The organism is Burkholderia arboris (genome assembly GCF_902499125.1).
GTDB classification, from domain to species: domain Bacteria; phylum Pseudomonadota; class Gammaproteobacteria; order Burkholderiales; family Burkholderiaceae; genus Burkholderia; species Burkholderia arboris.
Genome location: NZ_CABVPX010000006.1, coordinates 122,551 through 142,886, shown reverse-complemented (window position 1 = coordinate 142,886; position 20,336 = coordinate 122,551). Strand labels below are relative to the sequence as shown.

Genomic DNA, 20,336 nt, shown 5'->3' with positions numbered 1-20,336 from the left:
TTCCCCATCGACCGCCTGTCCCCGGAGACTGGAATGCCCGGCAATTCCCACCCCCTGTCCAGCGATACGCCGCCCGTCGCCGATCCGGCCGCCAATCCGCTCGGGATGGCCGGCCTCGAATTCGTCGAATTCGCGGCGCCCGTGCCGGAAGCGCTGGCCCAGCGCTTCGGGCAACTCGGGTTCAAGGCGATCGCACGGCACGTCAGCAAGAACGTCACGCTGTACCGGCAGGGGCAGATGCATTTCCTGATCAACGCCGAGCCCGATTCGTTCGCCGCGCGCTACGCGGAGGAATACGGGATGGGCGTCTGTGCGATCGGGCTGCGCGTGGCGAGCGCCCGGCGCGCGTTCGAACGGGCGATCGAGCTCGGCGCGTGGGCGTTCGAGGGCGAAAAAGTGGGTGTCGGGGAGCTGAAGATCCCGGCGATCCAGGGCATCGGCGATTCGCACCTCTATTTCGTCGACCGCTGGCGCGGGCGGGACGGCCAGCGCGGCGGCGTCGGCGACATCTCGATCTTCGACATCGATTTCCGGCCGATCGACATCGCGACCGCGCATACCGACCTCGACTGCGTGGGCGTCGGCCTGCAGCAGGTCGACCACTTCACGCAAACCGTCGGCGCGGGGCGCATGCAGGAGTGGCTGGATTTCTACCACGACCTGCTGCATTTTCGCGAGATCCACGAAATCGATGCGCACTGGCATGTGTCGGAGGAATCGCGCGTGATGGTGTCGCCGTGCGGCGCAGTGCGGATTCCGGTCTACGAGGAAGGCACGCGGCGCACCGAGCTGATGCACGCATACCTGCCCGATCACCCGGGTGAAGGCGTGCAGCACGTCGCGCTGGCCACCGACGACATCCTGTCGTGCGTCGATGCGCTGCGCGCGAACGGCGTCGAATTCATCGAGCCGCCGGCACGCTATTACGACGACGTCGATGCGCGGCTGCCGGGGCACGGCCTCGATCTCGACGCACTGCGCCGCCGCGCGGTGCTGGTCGACGGCGAAATCGGCAGCGACGGCGTGCCGAGGCTGTTCTTCCAGACCTTCGTCAAACGGCTGCCCGGCGAGATCTTCTTCGAGATCGTGCAGCGCAAGGGGCACCACGGGTTCGGGGAAGGCAACCTCGCGGCGCTCGCCCGCGCGCGCGACGCCGGCTGAGCGGTCACGGCGCCCGCGTTACGCGTCGCATCCAGACGTCAAGCGCCGGCGGCCGGCACGCGGTTCGGCGCGGGGTCGTTCGGCTCGCGCAGCACGCACGCGGTGCCGCCGGGCGTGTACATCGACACGACGCAGCGGTTGCACGACGTGCAGCCCGATTGCACGAGCCTGCCGTCGCGCAGTCCGTTGACGAAACCCGGTTCGAACACGAGCGCACGCGCGAGCGCGACCGCGTCGAACCCTTCACGCATCGCCCGTTCGACGTTGTCGCGCGAACGCACGCCGCCGAGATACGCGAGCGGCATCCTGACGGCCGCGCGCACCTGCTTCGAATGCTCGAGGAAATACATCTCGCGAAATGCGCCCATCTTCGGTTCGGTGAGCTTCTGCAGCGTCATCGCGGCCCGCACGATCGCGTTGTCGGCATTCGCACGCGCGTCGCCGGGCAACGGGCTGCCGAACAGTTGCCACACCGATTCGACATTCATTCCACCGCTCAGCACCAGCAAGTGCGCACCTTCCGCTTCGAGGCGCCGCGCGATCTCGCATGCGTCGTCGGCCGTGCCACCGCCGCGCACGCCTTCGGTCACGCCGATCTTGCAGACCACCGCGAGATCTCGACCCACCGCGTCGAGCACGCGGCGCAGCACCTCGACCGGGAACGCTGCCCGGCTCGCCGCGTCGCCGCCGTATGCATCGCGGCGGCGGTTATACAGCGGTGACAGGAACTGGCTCAGCAGGTAGCCATGCCCCATGTGGATCTCGACCGCGTCGAAGCCGGCGTCACGTGCATGCCGGGCCGCCTGCGCGAATTCGCCGGCGATCGTCGTCATCTGGTCACGCGTCATCGCCTGTTTCAGGAAACGGCCGCTCATCACGCCGACCTTGTTGAAGCCGCCCGACGCGCTCAACGGCCGTTTCGTCGACAGCGACGGCAGGAACGTGAAGCAGCCGCCGTGCGTGATCTGCGCGGAAGCGGCCGCACCGTGGCGATGAACGGCATCGGTCAGCGCGCGAAATTGGCGGACCGTCGGCACGTCGAGCCGTGCCTGGTCGACGAACGTGCGGCCATCGTCGCTGACCGCGCAGTACGCGACGGTGGTCAGCGCGGCGCCGCCTTCGGCAATGCGCTCATGAAAGCCGACGAGCGCACGCGACGGCACGCCGTTCGGCGTCATGCCTTCGTTGGTGGCGGACTTGATCAGGCGGTTGCGCAGCGTCAGCGGGCCGATCTGCAGCGGGCTGAATGCGGTCGTGAGGTCGGCAGATTCCATGAGGGCGCGGGCGTCGGCAATGGGCACGGCGACCATTGTGGGGCGGTGGTGCGGGCTCGCATCGTCCGGGTGGATGAGTCATGGCGCGGGACGGCGGCAAGCCGGCATCCCGCCGGACATGAACGTCGGCATGCGTCGGCGAAATACCGACCCGAGGCGGCATTTCGCGAAAACAAACGATAGCCTGTCGAGCGTCCACCCGGCCGACCATCCCGCATCAGGCGTCGCGCGCGACGCCCGTGCATCGACGCATCAAGCGGCCCGCAGCGGACTCCCGTGCCCGCCCCGTGCGCTTTCCGGATCGTCGTCCCCGAGCGGGATGAACGCCATGATCTCCAGGTCGTGCCCCGACAGCGCCGGCAGCCGGAACGGGCTCGACAGCACGTTCAGCCGCCGCACGCCGACGTCGCGCAGGATCTGCGATCCGATCCCCGTCACGCGCCCGTCGCGGCGCACCGTGCCGGATGGCACCCGCATCGCGTCGCCGCGCATGTCGCAATCGAGCAGCACCGCCACCCCGCAACCGGCCGCGTCGATGCGCTGCAGCGCCGCGTGCAACGGCCACGAATGCGCGGACGGCTCCGCGTCGAGCAGGTCGAGCAACGAATGGCATTCGTGCACGCGCGTCAGCACGGGCGTCGCGGGATCGGGTTCGCCGCGCACGAGCGCGAGATGCGGTGCGCCGTGCACCGCGTCGCGATACTCGATCGCGCGAAACCGCCCCCACGGCGTATGCAGCGGCCGCTCACCGACGCGCTCGACGAGCGATTCGTGCTCGCGGCGGTAGTGGATCAGGTCGGCGATCGTGCCGATCTTCAGCCCGTGATGCGCGGCGAACGTCTTCAGCTCCGGCAGGCGCGCCATCGTGCCGTCGTCGTTCATCACTTCGCAGATCACCGACGCCGGCGTGAGCCCGGCCAGCGCCGCGAGATCGCAGCCGGCTTCCGTGTGACCCGCACGCACGAGCACGCCGCCCGGGCGCGCGGCGATCGGGAACACGTGGCCGGGCTGCACGAGATCGTCGGGGCGCGCGCCTTCCCGCACCGCCGCGCGGATCGTATGCGCACGATCGGCCGCCGAAATGCCGGTCGTCACGCCTTCGGCCGCCTCGATGCTGACGGTGAACGCGGTGCCGAACGGCGTGCCGTTGTGATCGGCCATCTGCGGCAGCCGAAGTTGCTCGCAGCGCTCGGCGGTCAGCGTCAGGCAGATCAGCCCGCGCCCGAAGCGCGCCATGAAATTGATCGCGTCGGGCGTCACGTGATCGGCGGCGATCACGAGATCGCCTTCATTCTCGCGATCCTCTTCGTCGACGAGCAGGACCATGCGGCCCGCACGAAGCTCGTCGACGATCTCCAGCGTGCTGGCGAGCGTCATTGCGACTCCGTGGCGTCGAACGCGCGGCGCAGCGCGGCGGCGCCGAACGTCAGCACGCGATCGGCCGCGTCGACGGCGCCGAGCATGCTCGCGAAACCGTGCAACTGGCCCGGCCAGCGCACCAGGGTCACCGGTGTGCCGGCCTGCGCGAGGCGCAGCGCATACGCTTCGGCCTCGTCGCGCAGTGGATCGAATTCGGCGCTGACGATCGTCGCCGGAGCAACGCCCGCGACGTCCGGCGTGGCGAGCGGGCTGGCGAGCGGCGACGCGCGATCGGCGCCGTCGTCGAAGTAGTGATGCTTGAACCAGCGCATCATGTCGGCCGTCAGGAAAAAGCCGTCGCCGAGCGATTCGTACGAAGGATGCTCGGTCGCGCAATCGACGACCGGATACAACAGCAACTGGTGAGCGATCGCGACGCCCGAGTCGCGCAGTTGCAGCGCGGCGACCGCCGCGAGATTGCCGCCCGCACTGTCGCCCGCCACGGCCACCGCACCGGCACGCGCGCCGAGATCGCGTGCACTGGCCGCCGCCCAGCGCACGGCGTCGCATGCGTCGTGTGCGGCGGCCGGGAAGCGTGCTTCGGGCGCGAGCCGGTAGTCGACCGACAGCACGAGCGTACGCGCGCGCCGCGCGAGGCTGCGGCACAGGTTCGCGTGCGAATCGATGCCGCACGACACGAAGCCGCCGCCGTGGAAGAACACGGTCAGCGGCAAGGGTCCGTCGGCGTCGGGCCGATACAGCCGTGCGGACAACGGGCGGCCCGATGCCGGGATCTGCCAGTCCTCTTCGGCGGCAATGGCGTCGCCGGGCGCGAAGGCGCCGCCCGCGGCGAGACTCGCGCGGTACGCGGGAACGGTGAGCTGCGCGAAATCGATCGCGGGGGCCTGGGCGAATGCGGCAAGCAGCGCCTGCGCCTGAGGGTCGAGCGGCATGGGAACTCCTGTCTGAATCGGAAGCGGTCTGAATCAGGTAAACCCGTGTCGCGGTTTTCCCTGAGTCCGCGCCGGATGCTTGCCGGCACGGCCTGACGGGCATTCCAGCGCAGCAGGCAGGGCGCCACATCATCCGATTGGACGATGGTTCGTCTGCGCGAATGACCAATTCTCACCATTCAGTGAATCTCCCGATGACGCCGGAATTTAGACGCGTCTTAATCATGGCGGCGCGGGTGGTCGCACCGGAAACATGTCGTATGGAGGATGGAGCGTGCTGATGGAGACGAGATGGGCTCCGCAAGAGAGCCAGGCAACAAGTGACGAGGCCGATATCGGCGTCGCGGATTTCAGCGAGCTGATGGCACGCATTTACCAGGGGCCGCTGGAGACGCCGCCGTGGGCCGGTGCGCTCGAGCTCGTCCGTCGCTGGCTGCAGGCGAACTACGTGACGCTGATCCTGCGCGCGGCCGCGAGCGATCGCCGCGCGCCGCTGTCCGTGCACGCCTCGGAATTCGGCCCGGTCGTGCCGGGCGACGGCGAGGCGTCGTACAACAACTACTACTATTCGCTCGACCCGTTCGTCGGCCTGCCGGCCGATCGCGTGGTCACGGTCGACGACGTGTTCGGCGACACGGGCTGGCTGTCGAGCGAACTGTACAAGCAGTTCCTGAAGCCGCAGGACGTGCGCTATATCCTCGGCGCGGACCTGCGCACGCCGTCGGGCGTCGAATGCCGGTTCCGCGTCTGCCGCAACCACGCGTCGAAGCAGTTCTCCGCGCGCGACAAGGCGATCTGCGCGCTGCTGCTACCGCACCTGAAGCGCGCGGTGGAACTGCATTCGCGGCTCGATTCGGCCGAGGTCGAACGCTCGATCTACGCGAATGCGATCGACCGCATGCAGGTCGGCACGATCGCGCTCGACGAGAACGGCACGATCATCGACATGAACAGCGTCGCCGACGAGATCCTCAAGCAGAACAACGGTCTGACGATTGCGCGCGGCACGATCGAGGCGACCGACGCGCAGGAGAACCGCACGCTGAAGCGGCTGATCCGCCATGCGGTGATGGGTCACCACGGCACGGCCGCGGCAACCGTCGAGGCGATGCCGATCACGCGCAGCTTCGACAAGCCGCGCCTGGGTCTGCTGGTGCGCACGGTGCTGCTGTCCGACTGGTCGGAAGACAACAAGCGGCGGCCGGCCGTCACGCTGTTCCTGCGCGACCCCGACCGCAAGCCGCAGGGGGCGCAGGAGATCATCCGCAAGCTGTTCGACCTGACCCCGGCCGAGACGTCGCTCGCGCTGCTGCTGACGAACGGGCTGACGCTCGAGGAAGCGGCCGAGGAATCGGGGATCAGCAAGAACACGGCGCGCACCCACTTGCGCGCGATCTTCTCGAAGACGGGCGTCACGCGTCAGGCGACGCTCGTGCGGATCCTGCTCGGGAGTGTCGTGCCGCTCGGGTAAGCCACAGGCTCGATGCCGACTGATCGGCCAGGGATGCATTCGTCTGGCAATACATCGACACCGGCCGATGCGTCCTGCGCCGAACGGCGGTGACGACATCACGCAAAAGAGGCTCGCGCAACGCGAGCCTCTTCTTCATTCTGCGCCGCCCGGATGCGTCACCCGAAGCGGGTAGCGGCGCTCAATGCACGCCGATGCTGCCCGCGTTCACGACCCGCGCGTCGAGCGATCGGCCCATGCGGCCAACGCCGGCCATTGCGCGCAGCCGCGCCGGATGAAACCGGCGCCCGTGCGGATCACGAGCGCGCCGATCGCGAGCGCGGCCAGATCGTCGAGGCGGCCGAAACCGACCAGCGCCGCACTCATCGCGAGCGCCGCCAGCAACGACGACAGCGCATCGGTACGCACGTGCCAGCCGCTCGCCTCGAGCAGCGCGGAACCGGTCTCGCGCGCCTTGCGCAGCATCCAGTGCGACAGCACGGCCTTGCCGGCAAGCGCGACGGCGACGAGCGCGAGCGCCGTCGCGCCCGGCTGCACGACGGGCGGCGTCGCGAAGCGGCTCATCGCCTGCCAGATCATCTGCGCGCCGGTCGCGGCGAGCAATGCGCCGAGACCGGCGAGCGCGAGCGGTTCGTAGGTCGGGCGCCGCTCCGGCGGCAGGCGGGCATCGAGCCGGCAGGCAACGAGGATCAGCGCATCGGCCGCGAGGTCGATCGCCGCATGCGCGACGTCCGCGAGCAGCCCCGACGAATGCGCAGCCGATGCCGCGGCCGTTTCGACGGCAAGCAGCAACAGGTTGACCGCGAGGCTGATGGCGAGGGCGCGGGACGTGGCCGCATAAACGTGGGGCGTGGCGCGCGACGTGCGCTGCATGGCGGATTCGTCTGTCGATAGCGTGGGTCAGCCCCGAACGCTACCGGTCGACGGTGGCAGATCCATGACAGCCCAGGGATGCGGCGCGACCGGTCCACGCTGCGCGTGCGCCGGCGCGTTACCGCGCCCGCTGTGCCGCAAGCATCGCGGCACGCGTCACGGCGCGAACATATCCCGACTCCGAGGCATTGTCCGGGATCACGTCGAATGCCACGTCGGGCCGGATTCCCCGTGCTTCGTACGACACGCCGGCCGCATCGCGCGTCACATGATTGGCGATGCCCATCATCCAGCCGTTCGGCAACCCTTTGCCAAAGCCGCCGGACAACGCCCCCTGCGTGGCCTGTCCGGCCTGGACCGCGTGCGGCAGCGTGCGCATCATCAGCACGAGGTACTCACCGGCGCTGACGGTGACGTCGCTCGTCAGCACGACGACCGGCTTAGCGTAGTGCACGGCGCCGCCCGGTTCGACGTGGAACGGCTGCGGCGCGACGCCGGCCGCCTGCGGCAGCGCACGCGTATAGGCGAGCCGCTTGCGGTCGGCGAAGCGGGCGGCGATGTCGTGCGCGATCTCGGCCGCGCCGCCCTGGTTGAACGCGAGGTCGAGCACGAGCGCACGCGTCTCCTTGAGCCGCTCGAACACGGCATCGAGCTTGCCGGCCAGCCGGGCCCGATCCTGTTCGATGTCGGTGATCGGAGCGCCCGCGAAGCCGCCCATCCGGTCGATCGCGAGATAGCCGATATTGCCGTCTAGCACGCCCCAGACCACGCTGCCGTCGAATTCGATGCCGCGCGCATCGGCGCGCAGCAAGCCGAGCCGTGCCTGCGTCTGGCGCGCATGCCAGACGCCGAGCCAGGCCGGAAACGGCGTATCGGGCGCCTCCTGCGCCCACGCGTGGCGCAACCGGCGAAACGTCTGCTGCGGCGCGTTTTCGTCGCGCCAGCCGAGCGTGAACGAATCGCTTTCGTCGCCGATGCTGGTATGCGCATCGACCGGTGCGGCGAGCAGCGCGTCGAGCACGGGCGCGAGCGCCGCGTCGCTGCCGGCCGCGGCCGCCTGCGGACGCAGCCGCGCGATGCGTGCTGGCCAGTCGATGTCGTAGTCGGCCGCGAACGAGTAGTAATCGAGCAGCAGGGCCGCGACCGCGTCGTAAGTCGCAAGCGGCGACGACGCGCCGCTGCCCGCCGTGCGGCACGCGTCGGGCAGCGCGGCCAGTGGGCGCGCATGCAGTTGCAGCCCGTCGGGCGAATCGGTGAAGATCATGTCGCCGCGCCAGTGCGCATACATCCCGATCAGGGCGGCAGTCGCCTTCGTGCTCGCGTTGTACGCGGGATCGCGCCAGCACAGGTTGCCGGTGCGCGTCGTGGTGTAGATGACGGCGCCGTGCGGTCCAATCTCCGCGATGGCGCCGGTGCCGGCGAGCGCCCAGATGCCGTGCGTCTGCGGCACGAATGCGTCGTCCTGCAACGCGGCGCGCAGCCTCTCGCGCGGCGCCGGCGGCAGGCCGCCCGGCACGGCGGGTTCGTTGGCGTCGCCGCCGCAGCCGGGCAGCCAGCCGGAAATGCCGAGGCTCCATATCAGGGTCGCGAAGAGGCGCATGTCACGCTCCCGTACCCGGACAGCGATAGACGCTGCCGGTCAGCGTGACGCCGGTCTGCCGCAGGTAGCCGCCGTCGGTGCCGTCGAAGCTGCCGCTTTGCACGCCGCGCTGCGTGAGCAGCACCACGACGTTGCCGCCGAGTTCGGCCGCCCGGTTCTTCAGGTCGTTGCGCGCGCCGGTCTCGAGCGTCGCGTCCGGGATGAAGCCGCCGATCAGGAAGTTGCCGCGGCTGCCGGTCACGTCGCCGAGATGACGGCAGGCGCTGCCGGGATCGCGCATGACGATGCGCACGTCGCGGCCGGCGGCGGAAGGCTCGGGCGACGCGCACGCCGCCAGCGCGACAGGAAGGAACAGCAGCCAGGCAGGTCTCATGGTTTCGCCGTAACGAATGCGCTCGATCGCGCGACAGCGTCACTTTAGGGACGCCACCCGCGCCGCACATCGGGCGAAGGTCCTGTCGTTGCGGGGGAATGCATGCGACCAAAGTCGCAGACGCGGCAAGCGCCGCCGGGGAGCGCGCGAACGGCGGCTGGCGTTTCGCCGCCACCGAGAGCCGGCGAACCGGCGAACCGGCGAACCGGCGGCTGTCAGGATTTCGGCGACATCAGTCCTTCGCGCCATGCCAGCGCGACGGCCTGCGTGCGGTCCGACAGGTGCAGCTTCGACATCACGTTGCCGAGATGCGTCTTGACGGTCTTTTCGGTGATGCCGAGCGTCGTCGCGATGCGCGCATTGCTGCCGCCCTCGGCCAGGCAGCGCAGCACTTCCAGCTCGCGCGCGGTCAACGCGGCGAACGGGCTGCGCGGCGGCTTGCGCAATGCGCCGATCATGCGCTGCGCGATGCCCGGGTGCAGCGTCGGTTCGCCGTGGACGGCCGCGTGGATCGCCTGCAGCAGACGCTCGCCGCGCATCGATTTCAGCAGGAACGAATCGGCGCCGGCGTCGATCGCGGCGAGCGCCAGCGCATCGTCGTCGGACGAGGTCAGCACCATGATGTGCGTATCGCCGCTGGCCGTGCGAATCGCGCGGATGACGGCGGGCGCGCCCGCGTGGCCCATGCCCGGCATCATCAGGTCGAGCAACAGCACGTCGGGGCGATGCGCGCGCACCTGCTCGATCGTCGATGCGCCGTCGTCCGTTTCCGCGACGATCTCGAACGATGCATCGAGCCGTAGCAGTCCGCGGATGCCTTCGCGCACGACCGCATGATCGTCGGCGATGAGGATGGTGGTCATGCCGTCTCCATCGGATTGAAATGAACGGTCACGCGCGTGCCGTCCGCGCCCGACACGATGTCGAGCATGCCGCCGGGCAGCGCGTCCGCGCGCCAGCGCAGGTTGCCGAGCCCCATGCCGACGGGCACGGCGGCCGGATCGAAGCCGCTGCCGTCGTCGCGCACGACCCATCGCCAGCGCGGCAGCGAACCGGTCGATGCGCGCCCGGCAGTGCCGGGTTCGCACGCGATGTCGATCCGGCGGCAGCCGCTATGACGCAGCGCATTCGCGGCTGCCTCGTGCGTGATCATCAGCAGTTCGTGCGCGGCTGCCGGATGGGCATCGAGCGCGCGCGTCGCGGCTTCCGGCAGGTCGAGCGACCAGTCGATGCCCGAACCGGCCAGCAGGTCGTGCACCGCGTGCGAAACGGCCGCGTGCAGGCCGTCCTCGGCGATCGCGGGCAGGCTGAAGCCGGTCACCACGTTGTCGAGATCCTGCTGCAGATGATCGGCCAGGCGCCGCGCCGCGCCGACGGTCGGCAGCAAGTCGGGGTGGCGCTGCGCCTCGTATTCCAGTTCGGTCAGCTTGAGGCCGAGCACGAAGCTGCGCTGCTTCGCGGTGTCGTGCAAATCGCGCGCGATGCGGGTGCGCTCGACCGACACCGCGAGCGCCTTCTGCGTGCCGAATGCACGCGCGAGCGCATCGGCCATCCGGTTGAAATGCGCGGCCAGCGCGCCAAGCTCGTCGCGCGACGCATCGGCGATCCGCGCCGACAGGTCGCCGGCCGCCCAGCGGTCGGCCGCGGCCGTCATCCGCCGCACGCGCCGCACCAGCAACCAAACCAGCAGTCCCGCAAAGCTCGCGCCCATCGCGCCGAGATACAGCACGGTGCGCATCAGGTCGTAGGCCGATGCATCGTCGGCGATCTCGTAGTGGAGTTGCCAGCCCGGCCAGTAATGCACGCCGATCCGCGCGATCGCGCCGCCGGCCAGCGCGACGCGCGTGACGATCGCCCAGTCGCCGTCGCGATGCAGCATCGTGTCGGGTGCGGCGGAATCGGCCGGGGTCGCCGCGAACGCATCGGACAACAGCGGCGACGCGGCCGGCGACGTCTCGCATCCCGCGCCATCCGGCCGCGCGATGCGCACCTGCAGCCGGCCGGCGCCGAAGAAGCCCATCATCGGCGCGAAATCCATCACGTCGCGTGCGCCGATTCGCGCGATCTGCCAGAACATCGCGTCGGCCGCGGCGCGGCAGGCGACCGGGTCGCGCCAGTCGACGGCGCCGGCCGCGCCGGCCAGTGCAGGGCGGTCGAGGTTGCCGAGAAAGCGGCGGATGTCGCTTTCGGCATGCGTGCGCCACAGCACGCTCGTCAGTACCGACGACAGCACCATCGCGACGAACCCCACGACGATGAACGTCGGCACGAGCTTGACGAACAAGCCACGGAAGCCGATCCGGAATGTGCGCAACGCGGGCTCCTGGTTCTTCTGTTTTCCTGGCGGATGCAGCGGATGGATGCCGACGACACGGCAGGGCAGCGCAACCGGCTTTCAATGGCGCAATGTTGACGGTTTTCGGGGGCGGCTGCAGGGGCGTTTCGCGCCGGGCGGGCGGCTCGGCGCCCGCCGTGCATTCAATATCGGTGGGACCCTTTCACCAGCAGTCCGTCGGGTCGGTGCCGTCCGGTGTCGAGCGTCCCCAGAAGCATCGTGCGCGGAGGTGGCCCCTCCGGGTCGTTGTAATGAACGATGCGTTGCTGGATCCCCGTGATGACGATCACGTGACCGATTTCAGTCTGGTCAGGCCTGTCCAGGAAGTGCCCGGCGGCCCAGATCGGACCGAATTTCGTCAGTACCGTGGCGAGCCATTCGGGCGTAATGGTCGTCGGCTGAAAGAGCGGCACGAGTCCCTCGTTCGCGCACAAGTCGGGGATCCTCGACTGAGGAAGCCCCTGGTCCGCGCGCCAGAGCGACGGTATGCCCACACGCGGCCCGGGGCGGTGGAAGTACGAAACCATGCACGCCGCCGCATACCAGCAGGCGTTGTTCAGTGCTTTGGTTCCTGATTTGCTCTTCTTTACGCCGCTCTGATCGACCATCGGTACGTTCAATCTGAAGTCCACCATTTCGGGTCTCCCGGCAGGCGTGATTCCTAAGCGTATGAAGAACCGGGCGTGACGACAACCATTGCGATCGCCGCCCCATCAATCTCGACATTATAGAAATAATGTCAAATTCAACCGAGCGAATGATTGGATATTTAACGGTTTACGTTATATTATTCATCAAATTCCCGACGAAACCCGCCATGTCCGATCTCGCTGCCGACGAACCCCGCCTGACCGCCGAAATCGAGCGTCTCAAGGCCGATTTCCCGAAAACGCGCGAGCTGTATCGCGAAGCGTGCGCGCTGCTGTTCTTCCGGTTCGGTATCACGCCCACGGCCAACCGCCTGTACCAGCTCGTTCGCAAGGGCAGCATGAGCACGCCGACGGCCGTCCTCGGTGAGTTCTGGGCCGAGCTGCGGGAAAAGAGCCGCGTCCGGATCGAGCATCCCGACCTGCCGGCCGATCTGCAGGCGGCGGCCGGCGAACTGGTCGCTGCATTGTGGAACCGGTCGAGCGCCGCCGCGGCCGCCGCGCTCGATGCACTGCGTACGGAAGTCGAGGCCGCGCGGGCAACCGCGCACGCGGAAGTCGCGACGCTCCAGGCCGAACTGGCCCGCACCGAAACCGCGCTGGAACAACGCACGGCTGCGTTGCTGGCCGCGCAGGTCCGCATTCAGGAGCTGGAGCAGGCGAGGGCGGCCGACGATGCATCGCGGCAAGCGCTGCAAGCAGAGATCGAACGCGTGACGGCCGACAACGCGGAAGGCGACCGCGCGCTCGCGCAGGCCCGCGCGGATTTCAGTACCCAGCTCGACCGGCTGCGCGACGATGCGGGCCGCGCCGAGGAGCGCTTGCGTGCATCGGAGAAGCGGGCGCTGCAGGAAATCGATCGCGAGCGGCTCGCGGCCGCGCGGTTGCAGAAGGAACTCGACGCAGCGACGTCGCGCACCGAACAACGCGATGCGCAGCAGCGAAAGGACCAGACCGCGCTGCAGGCGCAACTTGGCGACGCCCTGCATCGATGCGGCGTGCTTCAGGGGCAGCTCGACGGCGCACTGGCGACCGATGCGGCGCGCGGCAAGGAGCTCGATGCGCTGAGGCGGGAGATGACGGTGCTCGCACGCCGGGCGCCGCTGCGCGGCGTCAAGACGGCGCCGGCCGCCCAGCGCGAGGGCCGCAAGGCCCGCACGAGAAAGCGCACCGACGAGGCCTCGCGCTGACGATCGGTCCGCAGGCGTGCGCCGACCCGTATCGACGCACGCCGAACGAGCACGCCGGCCCGTGAGCAGGCCCGACGGCACGCGCCTGAACGCGTGCACGCCCGATTCAACTCAGCTCGTCACATATCGCGACGGTAACGGCGGCGCATCGGCCGGAATCGTCACGAGCGACGTATTCAACCAGCCCTGCGGCGCACCGTTCGACTGCGCATACGCACCGACGTACGGCATCATCCGCGTCGTCTGATAGACCTGCGGCGTCCAGCCGGCCGGCGCGAGGAAGATCGACGTCGCGCGCTTCTCGCTGTACGCGGATGCGCCGTACGTCGAGATGTTCCACAACGTCTGCTGATAGGTCGCGTAGTCGGCGTTGTGACGCGAGCCGCCGGCCTGCCAGCCTTCGAGCTGGATGAACGTGTTGTACGTACCGGCGCCCGCGAGCAGGTTGTTCACCGTGCGCCCGTACAGGAACGACAGGATCAGCCCGCAGTTCGCCGGCGCAAAATCGCTGCCGACGCTCAGGTAATAGCGGCCCGTCGTGTTCACGACCGAAGCGTAGTGCGAGTTGCCGATATCCGTCGACGTCGCCAGCCCGCTCGCCCCCATGAAGCTGTCGAACGCCTGCATCGTGACGCCCGCCGGCAGGTCGCTGGTCGCGCTGATCGCGACGAGGTGCGAGCCGGCCGCCAGCAGCGTCAGGAACGCGGACACCGTCGCCGCGATCCAGTTGCCTTGCGCATCGACGAACGGAAACGCGCGATAGCCCGTCAACGCGAAAACCGCCGGGTCCGTGCCGGCCTGCCACGCGATCTGCGGCACCCACATCGTCAGCGGGCCGGCATTCGACGCACTCGACACATACTGCTTCAGCGCATCGATCAGCTGCGCGTCGGCGCCGGGCAGCACGGTGTACGACGCGCCGTTCTGCCAGCGCTGCACCCATTGCGCGACGAAGCCCGCGAGCTGGCCGCCCGTGAAATCCGCGGGCGGCACATAGCCGAGCGGGCCCGTGCTCTGATAGGCGGACTGGATGGCAGCGGCCGTGCGCACGTTGCTGCCGAACATGCTGTTCGCGAAATCCTGGCCGTTGTTGGCCGGCGGCGTCGCGAGCTGCGCGAGCGGGACGACCCATGCGCCGTTCGCGGTCGCGACGCCGCGATACAGGTTGAGATTCGCGACCGAGTCGTGACCGGGAAACGTCGCGGCGTCGGCGCCCGCGACGTAGCCGGCCGACGGCGAGACGCTGACGGTGGTCGGCTGCGAGCCGAACGGATGCGTGTACGCAATCGCGAACGAGGCGTCGCCGCCGGCGAGGCTGAACGATCCCGTGCAATCGCCCCAGCTGTTCGAGGCACTGACGGCCGTCGACTGTCCGGTCGCGATCAGGGCTTGCGACGCCTGCGGCGTCGAGCCGCTCTGGCTCGCCGCGCTGCCGAACGCGAGCGTCGTCGACGGGATCGCGTTGACGACATTGATCGTGATCGAGCGATCGGCAATGCCGAAGCTGCGTGCGGACGTATTGGAGGCGCCGGTTGCGGCAAACGACGACGCAGACGTCGTATTGCCGTCGCCGCCACAGGCGGCCAGCGTACCGACGAGCGGCGACAGGGTCAGCGCGGCGCCGCGCTGGATGAAGCGCCGGCGGTTCGGCGCAGGCGGGCGAGCGGGTTTCGAAGCGGTCATGGGGCGTTCCTGGTCACGGGTTCGAGAGGAGGCAACGACGTTCCAGCGCATTGCACACGTGTGCAATGCCGGTTGCCATTTTGCGACCGCCGGCACATGCGCCGGGCGTATTTAAGCGGGAAATCGATGAAACGCCTGCGACGAAATCGAGTCGCTCGTGTGACGCCGTGCACGCAACGGGGCAGGGGATTGCCGGCCGGCCATTGGGCGCGCGACGGGGATCGGGTAAAGTGCCGCTCAACATGCCGGTTCGACGTTACTAGACGACCGGTCTAATCGTTGCTATCATACGCCATCATGAATGCATCTTCAGGCGCGGAAGTCCGCCAGCACATCCTGAATATCGCGAAGCCGATCATGCTCCACAAGGGGTTTTCGGCGGTCGGTCTGAACGAGATTCTCGCCGCGGCGGGCATCCCGAAGGGCTCGTTCTATCATTACTTCGGCTCGAAAGAGGCATTCGGCGAAGCGCTGCTCGAATCGTATTTCGAGGGGTATCTCGCGCATCTCGACAACCTGCTCAAGCATCAGGCCGGCACCGGCGCCGAGCGCCTGATGACGTACTGGGGCAACTGGCTGCACACGCAGTGCGCGGACGATCCCGAAGGCAAGTGCCTCGCGGTGAAACTCGGCGCGGAAGTGTCGGACCTGTCGGAAGCGATGCGCGCGGTACTGCGGCGCGGCACCAGCCAGATCATCGAGCGGCTTGCGGGCGGCATCGAAGCCGGGCTCGCCGACGGCTCGCTCGGCCAGGTCGACGATCCGCCGCACGCCGCCGCGATCCTGTACGAGCTGTGGCTTGGCGCGACGCTGCTGGAAAAAATTCACCGCACCCGCATACCGCTGGAAAGGGCCATGGCCGAGACGCGGCGCATGCTGAACCTGCCACCGGTTGCAAACAACGGAGCGCAGTCGTAATCCGGGCGCGCATCGGCGCGCCTTGTTTTTGCTCCGATTCTAGACGACTGGTCTACTCAGACAATCAATGACGAATGCCTTGCTCCGCGTTACGCTGTCCCGATTGCTCCATCCGCCTGCTTGCGACCACGACGGCCTGACCGCTGCCGCTATCGCGGGCGCGCACTTCCTGCTGGTCCATCCCTGATCCGTTCGTGCCCACGAAGCACGTTCATTCCTGTTGACGGAGGCTTACATGCCGCAAAGCAAGACCGCAAACCGCCAGATCATCCTGACTTCGCGCCCGGTCGGCGCACCGACGCCGGGCAACTTCCGCGCCGAAACCAGCACCGTGCCGACGCCCGGCGCCGGCCAGGTGCTGCTGCGCACGGTCTGGTTGTCGCTCGACCCGTACATGCGCGGCCGGATGAGCGACGCGCCGTCGTATGCGCCGCCGGCCGAACTCGGCCAGTCGATGGTCGGCGGCACGGTCAGCCGTGTCGTGTCGTCGAACCTGCCCGCGTTCCGCGAAGGCGATCTCGTGGTCGCCGGAGCCGGCTGGCAGGACTATGCGCTGTCCGACGGACGCGACCTGATCCCGCTCGGCCGCGACTTCGCACATCCGTCGTACGCGCTCGGCGTGCTCGGCATGCCGGGCTTCACCGCGTACACGGGGCTGCTGAAGATCGGCGAACCGAAAGCCGGCGAAACGGTGGTCGTCGCGGCGGCGAGCGGCGCGGTCGGCGCCGTGGTCGGCCAGATCGCGAAGCTGAAGGGCTGCCGCGTGGTCGGCGTCGCGGGCGGCGCCGACAAGTGCGCGTACGTGACCGACTCGCTCGGCTTCGACGCGTGCGTCGACCATCGCGATCCGGCGTTCGCCGCGAAGCTGAAGGAGGCGTGCCCGAACGGGATCGACGTCTATTTCGAGAACGTCGGCGGCGCCGTGTTCGACGCGGTGTGGCCGTTGCTCAACGAGCATGCGCGCGTGCCGGTCTGCGGCGTCATTGCGCATTACAACGACACCGAACTGCCGGCCGGCCCCGACCGCGTACCGCTGCTGATGTCGACGATCCTTCGCAAGCGCATCCGCGTGCAGGGTTTCATCATTCTGGATCACTATGCAACCGGCTATGCACCGTTCCTGAAGGAAATGAGCGAATGGGTCGCGCAGGGCAAGGTGAAGACGCTCGAGGACGTCGTGCCTGACCTGGCCGACGCGCCGGAAGCGCTGATCGGCTTGCTCGCCGGCAAGAATTTCGGCAAGGTCGTCGTACGCGTGGGCCCGGACGAACTGGCCTGATACGACGGCACCGCTTTGCCGCAACACATGGCCGCTCGCCGGCGTCGCACGACACCGGCGGGCGGCTTTCCCGATTCCGTTTCGAAAGGAGTGACACGATGGCGCTTCACGTAATTGCTTCCCTGTTCCTGAAACCCGAACACGCGCAGGCCGCCGAGGCCGAGCTGCGCAGCATGGTCGCCAAGACGCGCACCGAGCCGGGCAACCGGCGCTACGACCTGTTCCGCGAGCAGGACGGCTCGCCGAACCTGCACCTGTACGAGATCTACGACGACCAGGCTGCATTCGACGCGCACCTCGCGAGCCCGTATTTCGGCGAATTCCGCACGAAGTCGGCCGACTGGTTCACGGCGCCGCCCGTCATCAAGGTGCTGTCGGGCATCGACGTGGCAGAGTAAGGACGTAGTAGCAACACCACCGCCGCGGCTCGCCCCACCCGGGCTGCACGGCACCCGTTGCGCACGACGCACCGGCGATGACGACGACGACACGGCGCAGCGCATCGCTCGCGCCGCTTCCCCAATACACCGGCCCGGAGGCTGAATGGTCACCCTCAACATCAACGGCGAAACCCGCACGGTCGACGCCCCCGACGACATGCCCTTGCTCTGGGTGCTGCGCGACGTCGTCGGCCTCACCGGCACCAAGTTCGGCTGCGGGATTGCGCAATGCGGCGCGTGCACCGTGCATCTCGACGGTGTCGCCGCGCGTTCATGCGTGCTGCCGGTCGCAGCCGTCGCGGGCCGCAAGATCACGACGATCGAAGCCGTCGGCGCGACGCCGGCCGGCCACAAGGTCCAGCAGGCGTGGCGCGAGCTCGACGTCGTTCAATGCGGCTACTGCCAGTCGGGGCAGGTGATGGCCGCCACGGCGCTGATCGCGTCGAACCCGAACCCGAGCGATGCCGACATCGATGCGGCGATGGCCGGCAACATCTGCCGCTGCGGCACGTACAACCGGATTCGCGCGGCGGTGAAGCAAGCCGCGAAGGGGGCCTGACATGTCACGCGGACTGATCGAAGCAGGTCGGGCCGGCGCAGGCGTGTCGCGCCGGTCGTTTCTGAAACTCGGCATGTCGCTCGGCGCGGCGGCCGGCGGTGGCTTGCTGCTCGGCTTCAGCCTGCCGGCGGCGGGCGACGACGCACGGCGCTCGGTGATCGGCGGCGATGCGGCCGAACCCGCGCAGCCGGGCGTATTCGCCCCGAACGCGTTCGTGCAGATCGACCGCGCCGGCCGGGTCACGCTGGTGATGCCGAAGGTCGAGATGGGGCAGGGTGTCTATACGTCGCTGCCGATGCTGATCGCCGAGGAACTCGAAGTGCCGCTGTCGAGCGTGACGCTCGATCATGCGCCGCCGAACGAGAAGCTGTTCCTCGATCCGCTGCTCGGCGGCCAGCTCACCGGCGGCTCGACGTCGATACGCTATGCGTGGGAGCCGATGCGCCGTGCGGGCGCCACGGCGCGCACGCTGCTGGTGGCCGCGGCGGCCAAGCAATGGAACGTCGATCCGGCCAGCTGCCGCGCGGCGAACGGCGAAGTGCAGCATCCGCCGAGCGGCCGCCGTGCGTCATACGGCCAGTTGGCCGATGCCGCCGCGAAGCTGCCGGTGCCGAAGGACGTCGCGCTGAAGAAGCCGGAAGATTTCAAGCTGATCGGCACGCCCGCGAAGCGCCTCGATTCGCCGGAGAAGGTCGACGGCACCGCGCAGTTCGGGCTCGACGTACGCCTGCCCGGCATGCTGTACGCGGTGATCGTGAACAGCCCGGTGTTCGGCGGCACCGTCGCGAGCGTCGACGATACGGCCGCGAAGAAGATTCCGGGCGTGCGCCAGGTCGTCCGCGTCGACAATGCGGTCGCGGTGGTCGGCGATCACACGTGGGCCGCGAAGCGCGGCGCATCGGCGCTCGTCGTGAAATGGAACGAGGGCGCGGGCGCGAAGGTATCGACGAAGGATCTGTTCGCGGATCTCGCGCAAGCGGCGGCGACCGGCAAGGGCGCGGTCGCTCGCAAGGAAGGCGACGTCGGCAAGGCCTTCGCGAACGCGAAGACGCGTGTCGACGCCGTCTACGAACAGCCGTTGCTCGCGCACGCGACGATGGAACCCGTGAACTGCACGGTGCACGTGCGTGGCGACGGCTGCGACATCTGGGTCGGCACGCAGGTGCCGACCCGGGTCCGCGACACGGCGCAGCAACTGACCGGGCTGTCGCCGGACAAGATCGTCGTGCACAACCACCTGCTCGGCGGCGGGTTCGGCCGGCGGCTCGAAACGGACATGGTCGGCCAGGCCGTGAAGGTCGGCAAACAGGTCAATGCGCCGGTGAAGGTGATCTGGACGCGCGAGGAGGATGTCCAGCACGACATGTACCGGCCGTGCTACTACGACAAGATCTCGGCCGGCCTCGACGCGAACGGCAAGCCGGTCGCGTGGCAGCACCGGATCGTCGGCTCGTCGATCATGGCGCGCTTCGCGCCGCCCGCGTTCCAGAACGGCGTCGATCCCGATGCGGTCGAGGTCGCGGCCGAACTGCCTTACGACCTGCCGAACCAGCTCGTCGACTACGTGCGGCAGGAACCGCGCCACGTGCCGACCGCGTTCTGGCGAGGCGTCGGGCCGACGCGCGGCACGTTCGTCGTCGAGAGCTTCATCGACGAACTGGCCACCCAGACCAGGACCGACCCGGTGCAATACCGCCGCGCACTGCTCGACAAGACGCCGCGCGCCCGCAACGTGCTCGACGTCGCGACGAAGGCCGCCGGCTGGGGCGCGTCGCTGCCGAAGGGGCAAGGGCGCGGCGTCTCGGTGATGCACGCATTCGGCAGCTTCTTCTCGATCGTCGTCGACGTCGCCGTGGACGGCGGCGAGGTGCAGGTCAAGCGCGTCGTGTGCGCGGTCGATTGCGGGATGTTCGTGAATCCGAACACGATCGAAGCGCAGGTGCAGGGCGGCATCATCTTCGGGATCACGGGCGCGCTGTACGGCGAGATCACGATCGAGGACGGCCGCGTCGTACAGGGCAACTTCACCGACTACCGGATGATGCGGATCAACGAGACGCCGCCGATCGAGGTCCATCTCGTGAAGAGCGGCGAGGCGCCGGGCGGGATCGGCGAGCCGGGCACGGCGGCAACCGCGGCGGCGCTGTCGAACGCGATCTTCGCGGCCACCGGCACGCGCCTGCGCAAGCTGCCGGTCGGCAACCAGCTGAAGACGGCTTGA

General features: G+C 68.6%; 18 protein-coding genes. 8 read left to right on the top strand and 10 right to left on the bottom strand.

Annotated features, from left to right (window positions below; all coding sequences use genetic code 11):
* Positions 1–33 precede the first annotated feature (33 nt).
* On the top strand, positions 34–1,161 hold the full coding sequence (locus BLA15945_RS09730) for a 4-hydroxyphenylpyruvate dioxygenase family protein (RefSeq protein WP_174992185.1): 1,128 nt from the start codon (positions 34–36) through the stop codon (positions 1,159–1,161).
* Positions 1,162–1,199: 38 nt separating this feature from the next.
* Here BLA15945_RS09730 and BLA15945_RS09725 read toward each other — a convergent pair whose 3' ends face one another.
* The 3 genes from BLA15945_RS09725 to BLA15945_RS09715 form a co-directional block, all read right to left on the bottom strand.
* Positions 1,200–2,435 (bottom strand): NADH:flavin oxidoreductase, encoded by a 1,236-nt coding sequence (locus BLA15945_RS09725; RefSeq protein ID WP_174992184.1) that lies wholly within the window; start codon positions 2,433–2,435, stop codon positions 1,200–1,202.
* 252 nt (positions 2,436–2,687) lie between these two features.
* Entirely contained in the window at positions 2,688–3,812 is a 1,125-nt protein-coding gene (gene ribBA, locus BLA15945_RS09720) for a bifunctional 3,4-dihydroxy-2-butanone-4-phosphate synthase/GTP cyclohydrolase II (RefSeq protein ID WP_174992183.1), read from the bottom strand.
* The gene (locus tag BLA15945_RS09715; protein ID WP_174992182.1) at positions 3,809–4,747 is read right to left on the bottom strand and encodes an alpha/beta hydrolase; all 939 of its coding nucleotides are present in this window, start codon (positions 4,745–4,747) and stop codon (positions 3,809–3,811) included. The genes ribBA and BLA15945_RS09715 overlap by 4 nt, the downstream gene beginning before the upstream one ends.
* Positions 4,748–5,027: 280 nt before the next feature.
* Between BLA15945_RS09715 and BLA15945_RS09710 the strand changes: the two genes are divergently transcribed.
* Positions 5,028–6,218, top strand: a complete 1,191-nt coding sequence (locus tag BLA15945_RS09710; protein WP_059240569.1) for a helix-turn-helix transcriptional regulator — start codon at positions 5,028–5,030, stop codon at positions 6,216–6,218.
* A gap of 207 nt (positions 6,219–6,425) precedes the next feature.
* Here the strand turns inward: BLA15945_RS09710 and BLA15945_RS09705 are convergent, their stop codons facing one another.
* The 6 genes from BLA15945_RS09705 to BLA15945_RS09680 form a co-directional block, all read right to left on the bottom strand.
* Positions 6,426–7,091 (bottom strand): cation diffusion facilitator family transporter, encoded by a 666-nt coding sequence (locus tag BLA15945_RS09705; protein ID WP_174992181.1) that lies wholly within the window; start codon positions 7,089–7,091, stop codon positions 6,426–6,428.
* A gap of 118 nt (positions 7,092–7,209) precedes the next feature.
* Positions 7,210–8,691 (bottom strand): S41 family peptidase, encoded by a 1,482-nt coding sequence (locus tag BLA15945_RS09700; protein ID WP_174992180.1) that lies wholly within the window; start codon positions 8,689–8,691, stop codon positions 7,210–7,212.
* 1 nt (position 8,692) lies between these two features.
* A complete protein-coding gene (locus BLA15945_RS09695; RefSeq protein ID WP_174992179.1) occupies positions 8,693–9,064 on the bottom strand; it encodes a DUF4156 domain-containing protein in 372 nt (123 codons plus the stop codon).
* A 215-nt stretch (positions 9,065–9,279) separates the two neighbouring features.
* Positions 9,280–9,927, bottom strand: coding sequence for a response regulator (locus tag BLA15945_RS09690; protein ID WP_174992178.1), 648 nt, complete (start codon positions 9,925–9,927; stop codon positions 9,280–9,282).
* Positions 9,924–11,378, bottom strand: coding sequence for a sensor histidine kinase (locus BLA15945_RS09685; RefSeq protein WP_174992177.1), 1,455 nt, complete (start codon positions 11,376–11,378; stop codon positions 9,924–9,926). Before BLA15945_RS09685 ends, BLA15945_RS09690 begins: the two co-directional genes overlap by 4 nt.
* 164 nt (positions 11,379–11,542) lie before the next feature.
* Positions 11,543–12,034, bottom strand: coding sequence for a papain-like cysteine protease family protein (locus tag BLA15945_RS09680; protein WP_174992176.1), 492 nt, complete (start codon positions 12,032–12,034; stop codon positions 11,543–11,545).
* A gap of 182 nt (positions 12,035–12,216) precedes the next feature.
* On the opposite strand from BLA15945_RS09680, the gene BLA15945_RS09675 reads away from it, so the two are divergent.
* Entirely contained in the window at positions 12,217–13,236 is a 1,020-nt protein-coding gene (locus tag BLA15945_RS09675) for a DNA-binding protein (protein ID WP_174992262.1), read from the top strand.
* A gap of 111 nt (positions 13,237–13,347) precedes the next feature.
* On the opposite strand, the gene BLA15945_RS09670 is transcribed toward BLA15945_RS09675, so the two are convergent.
* Positions 13,348–14,919, bottom strand: a complete 1,572-nt coding sequence (locus tag BLA15945_RS09670; RefSeq protein ID WP_174992175.1) for a hypothetical protein — start codon at positions 14,917–14,919, stop codon at positions 13,348–13,350.
* 297 nt (positions 14,920–15,216) lie between these two features.
* Between BLA15945_RS09670 and BLA15945_RS09665 the strand changes: the two genes are divergently transcribed.
* From BLA15945_RS09665 to BLA15945_RS09645, 5 genes are all read left to right on the top strand, one after another.
* Positions 15,217–15,837, top strand: coding sequence for a TetR/AcrR family transcriptional regulator (locus tag BLA15945_RS09665; protein ID WP_059240561.1), 621 nt, complete (start codon positions 15,217–15,219; stop codon positions 15,835–15,837).
* A 235-nt stretch (positions 15,838–16,072) separates the two neighbouring features.
* Positions 16,073–17,116 carry an NADP-dependent oxidoreductase gene (locus BLA15945_RS09660; protein WP_174992174.1) on the top strand — a complete coding sequence of 348 codons (1,044 nt, stop codon included), beginning with the start codon at positions 16,073–16,075 and terminating at the stop codon, positions 17,114–17,116.
* Between the two features lie 98 nt (positions 17,117–17,214).
* Positions 17,215–17,514 (top strand): putative quinol monooxygenase, encoded by a 300-nt coding sequence (locus tag BLA15945_RS09655; protein ID WP_006482784.1) that lies wholly within the window; start codon positions 17,215–17,217, stop codon positions 17,512–17,514.
* Positions 17,515–17,659: 145 nt separating this feature from the next.
* Positions 17,660–18,115 carry a (2Fe-2S)-binding protein gene (locus BLA15945_RS09650; RefSeq protein ID WP_048244466.1) on the top strand — a complete coding sequence of 152 codons (456 nt, stop codon included), beginning with the start codon at positions 17,660–17,662 and terminating at the stop codon, positions 18,113–18,115.
* Between the two features lies 1 nt (position 18,116).
* On the top strand, positions 18,117–20,336 hold the full coding sequence (locus BLA15945_RS09645; protein ID WP_174992173.1) for a xanthine dehydrogenase family protein molybdopterin-binding subunit: 2,220 nt from the start codon (positions 18,117–18,119) through the stop codon (positions 20,334–20,336).

Bases quoted from the DNA above. Each gene is read 5' to 3' on its own strand.
- BLA15945_RS09730 (WP_174992185.1), top strand. From the start codon at position 34: ATGCCCGGCAATTCCCACCCCCTGTCCAGCGATACGCCGCCCGTCGCC.
- BLA15945_RS09725 (WP_174992184.1), bottom strand. From the start codon at position 2,435: ATGGAATCTGCCGACCTCACGACCGCATTCAGCCCGCTGCAGATCGGC.
- ribBA (WP_174992183.1), bottom strand. From the start codon at position 3,812: ATGACGCTCGCCAGCACGCTGGAGATCGTCGACGAGCTTCGTGCGGGC.
- BLA15945_RS09715 (WP_174992182.1), bottom strand. From the start codon at position 4,747: ATGCCGCTCGACCCTCAGGCGCAGGCGCTGCTTGCCGCATTCGCCCAG.
- BLA15945_RS09710 (WP_059240569.1), top strand. From the start codon at position 5,028: ATGGAGACGAGATGGGCTCCGCAAGAGAGCCAGGCAACAAGTGACGAG.
- BLA15945_RS09705 (WP_174992181.1), bottom strand. From the start codon at position 7,091: ATGCAGCGCACGTCGCGCGCCACGCCCCACGTTTATGCGGCCACGTCC.
- BLA15945_RS09700 (WP_174992180.1), bottom strand. From the start codon at position 8,691: ATGCGCCTCTTCGCGACCCTGATATGGAGCCTCGGCATTTCCGGCTGG.
- BLA15945_RS09695 (WP_174992179.1), bottom strand. From the start codon at position 9,064: ATGAGACCTGCCTGGCTGCTGTTCCTTCCTGTCGCGCTGGCGGCGTGC.
- BLA15945_RS09690 (WP_174992178.1), bottom strand. From the start codon at position 9,927: ATGACCACCATCCTCATCGCCGACGATCATGCGGTCGTGCGCGAAGGC.
- BLA15945_RS09680 (WP_174992176.1), bottom strand. From the start codon at position 12,034: ATGGTGGACTTCAGATTGAACGTACCGATGGTCGATCAGAGCGGCGTA.
- BLA15945_RS09675 (WP_174992262.1), top strand. From the start codon at position 12,217: ATGTCCGATCTCGCTGCCGACGAACCCCGCCTGACCGCCGAAATCGAG.
- BLA15945_RS09670 (WP_174992175.1), bottom strand. From the start codon at position 14,919: ATGACCGCTTCGAAACCCGCTCGCCCGCCTGCGCCGAACCGCCGGCGC.
- BLA15945_RS09665 (WP_059240561.1), top strand. From the start codon at position 15,217: ATGAATGCATCTTCAGGCGCGGAAGTCCGCCAGCACATCCTGAATATC.
- BLA15945_RS09660 (WP_174992174.1), top strand. From the start codon at position 16,073: ATGCCGCAAAGCAAGACCGCAAACCGCCAGATCATCCTGACTTCGCGC.
- BLA15945_RS09655 (WP_006482784.1), top strand. From the start codon at position 17,215: ATGGCGCTTCACGTAATTGCTTCCCTGTTCCTGAAACCCGAACACGCG.
- BLA15945_RS09650 (WP_048244466.1), top strand. From the start codon at position 17,660: ATGGTCACCCTCAACATCAACGGCGAAACCCGCACGGTCGACGCCCCC.
- BLA15945_RS09645 (WP_174992173.1), top strand. From the start codon at position 18,117: ATGTCACGCGGACTGATCGAAGCAGGTCGGGCCGGCGCAGGCGTGTCG.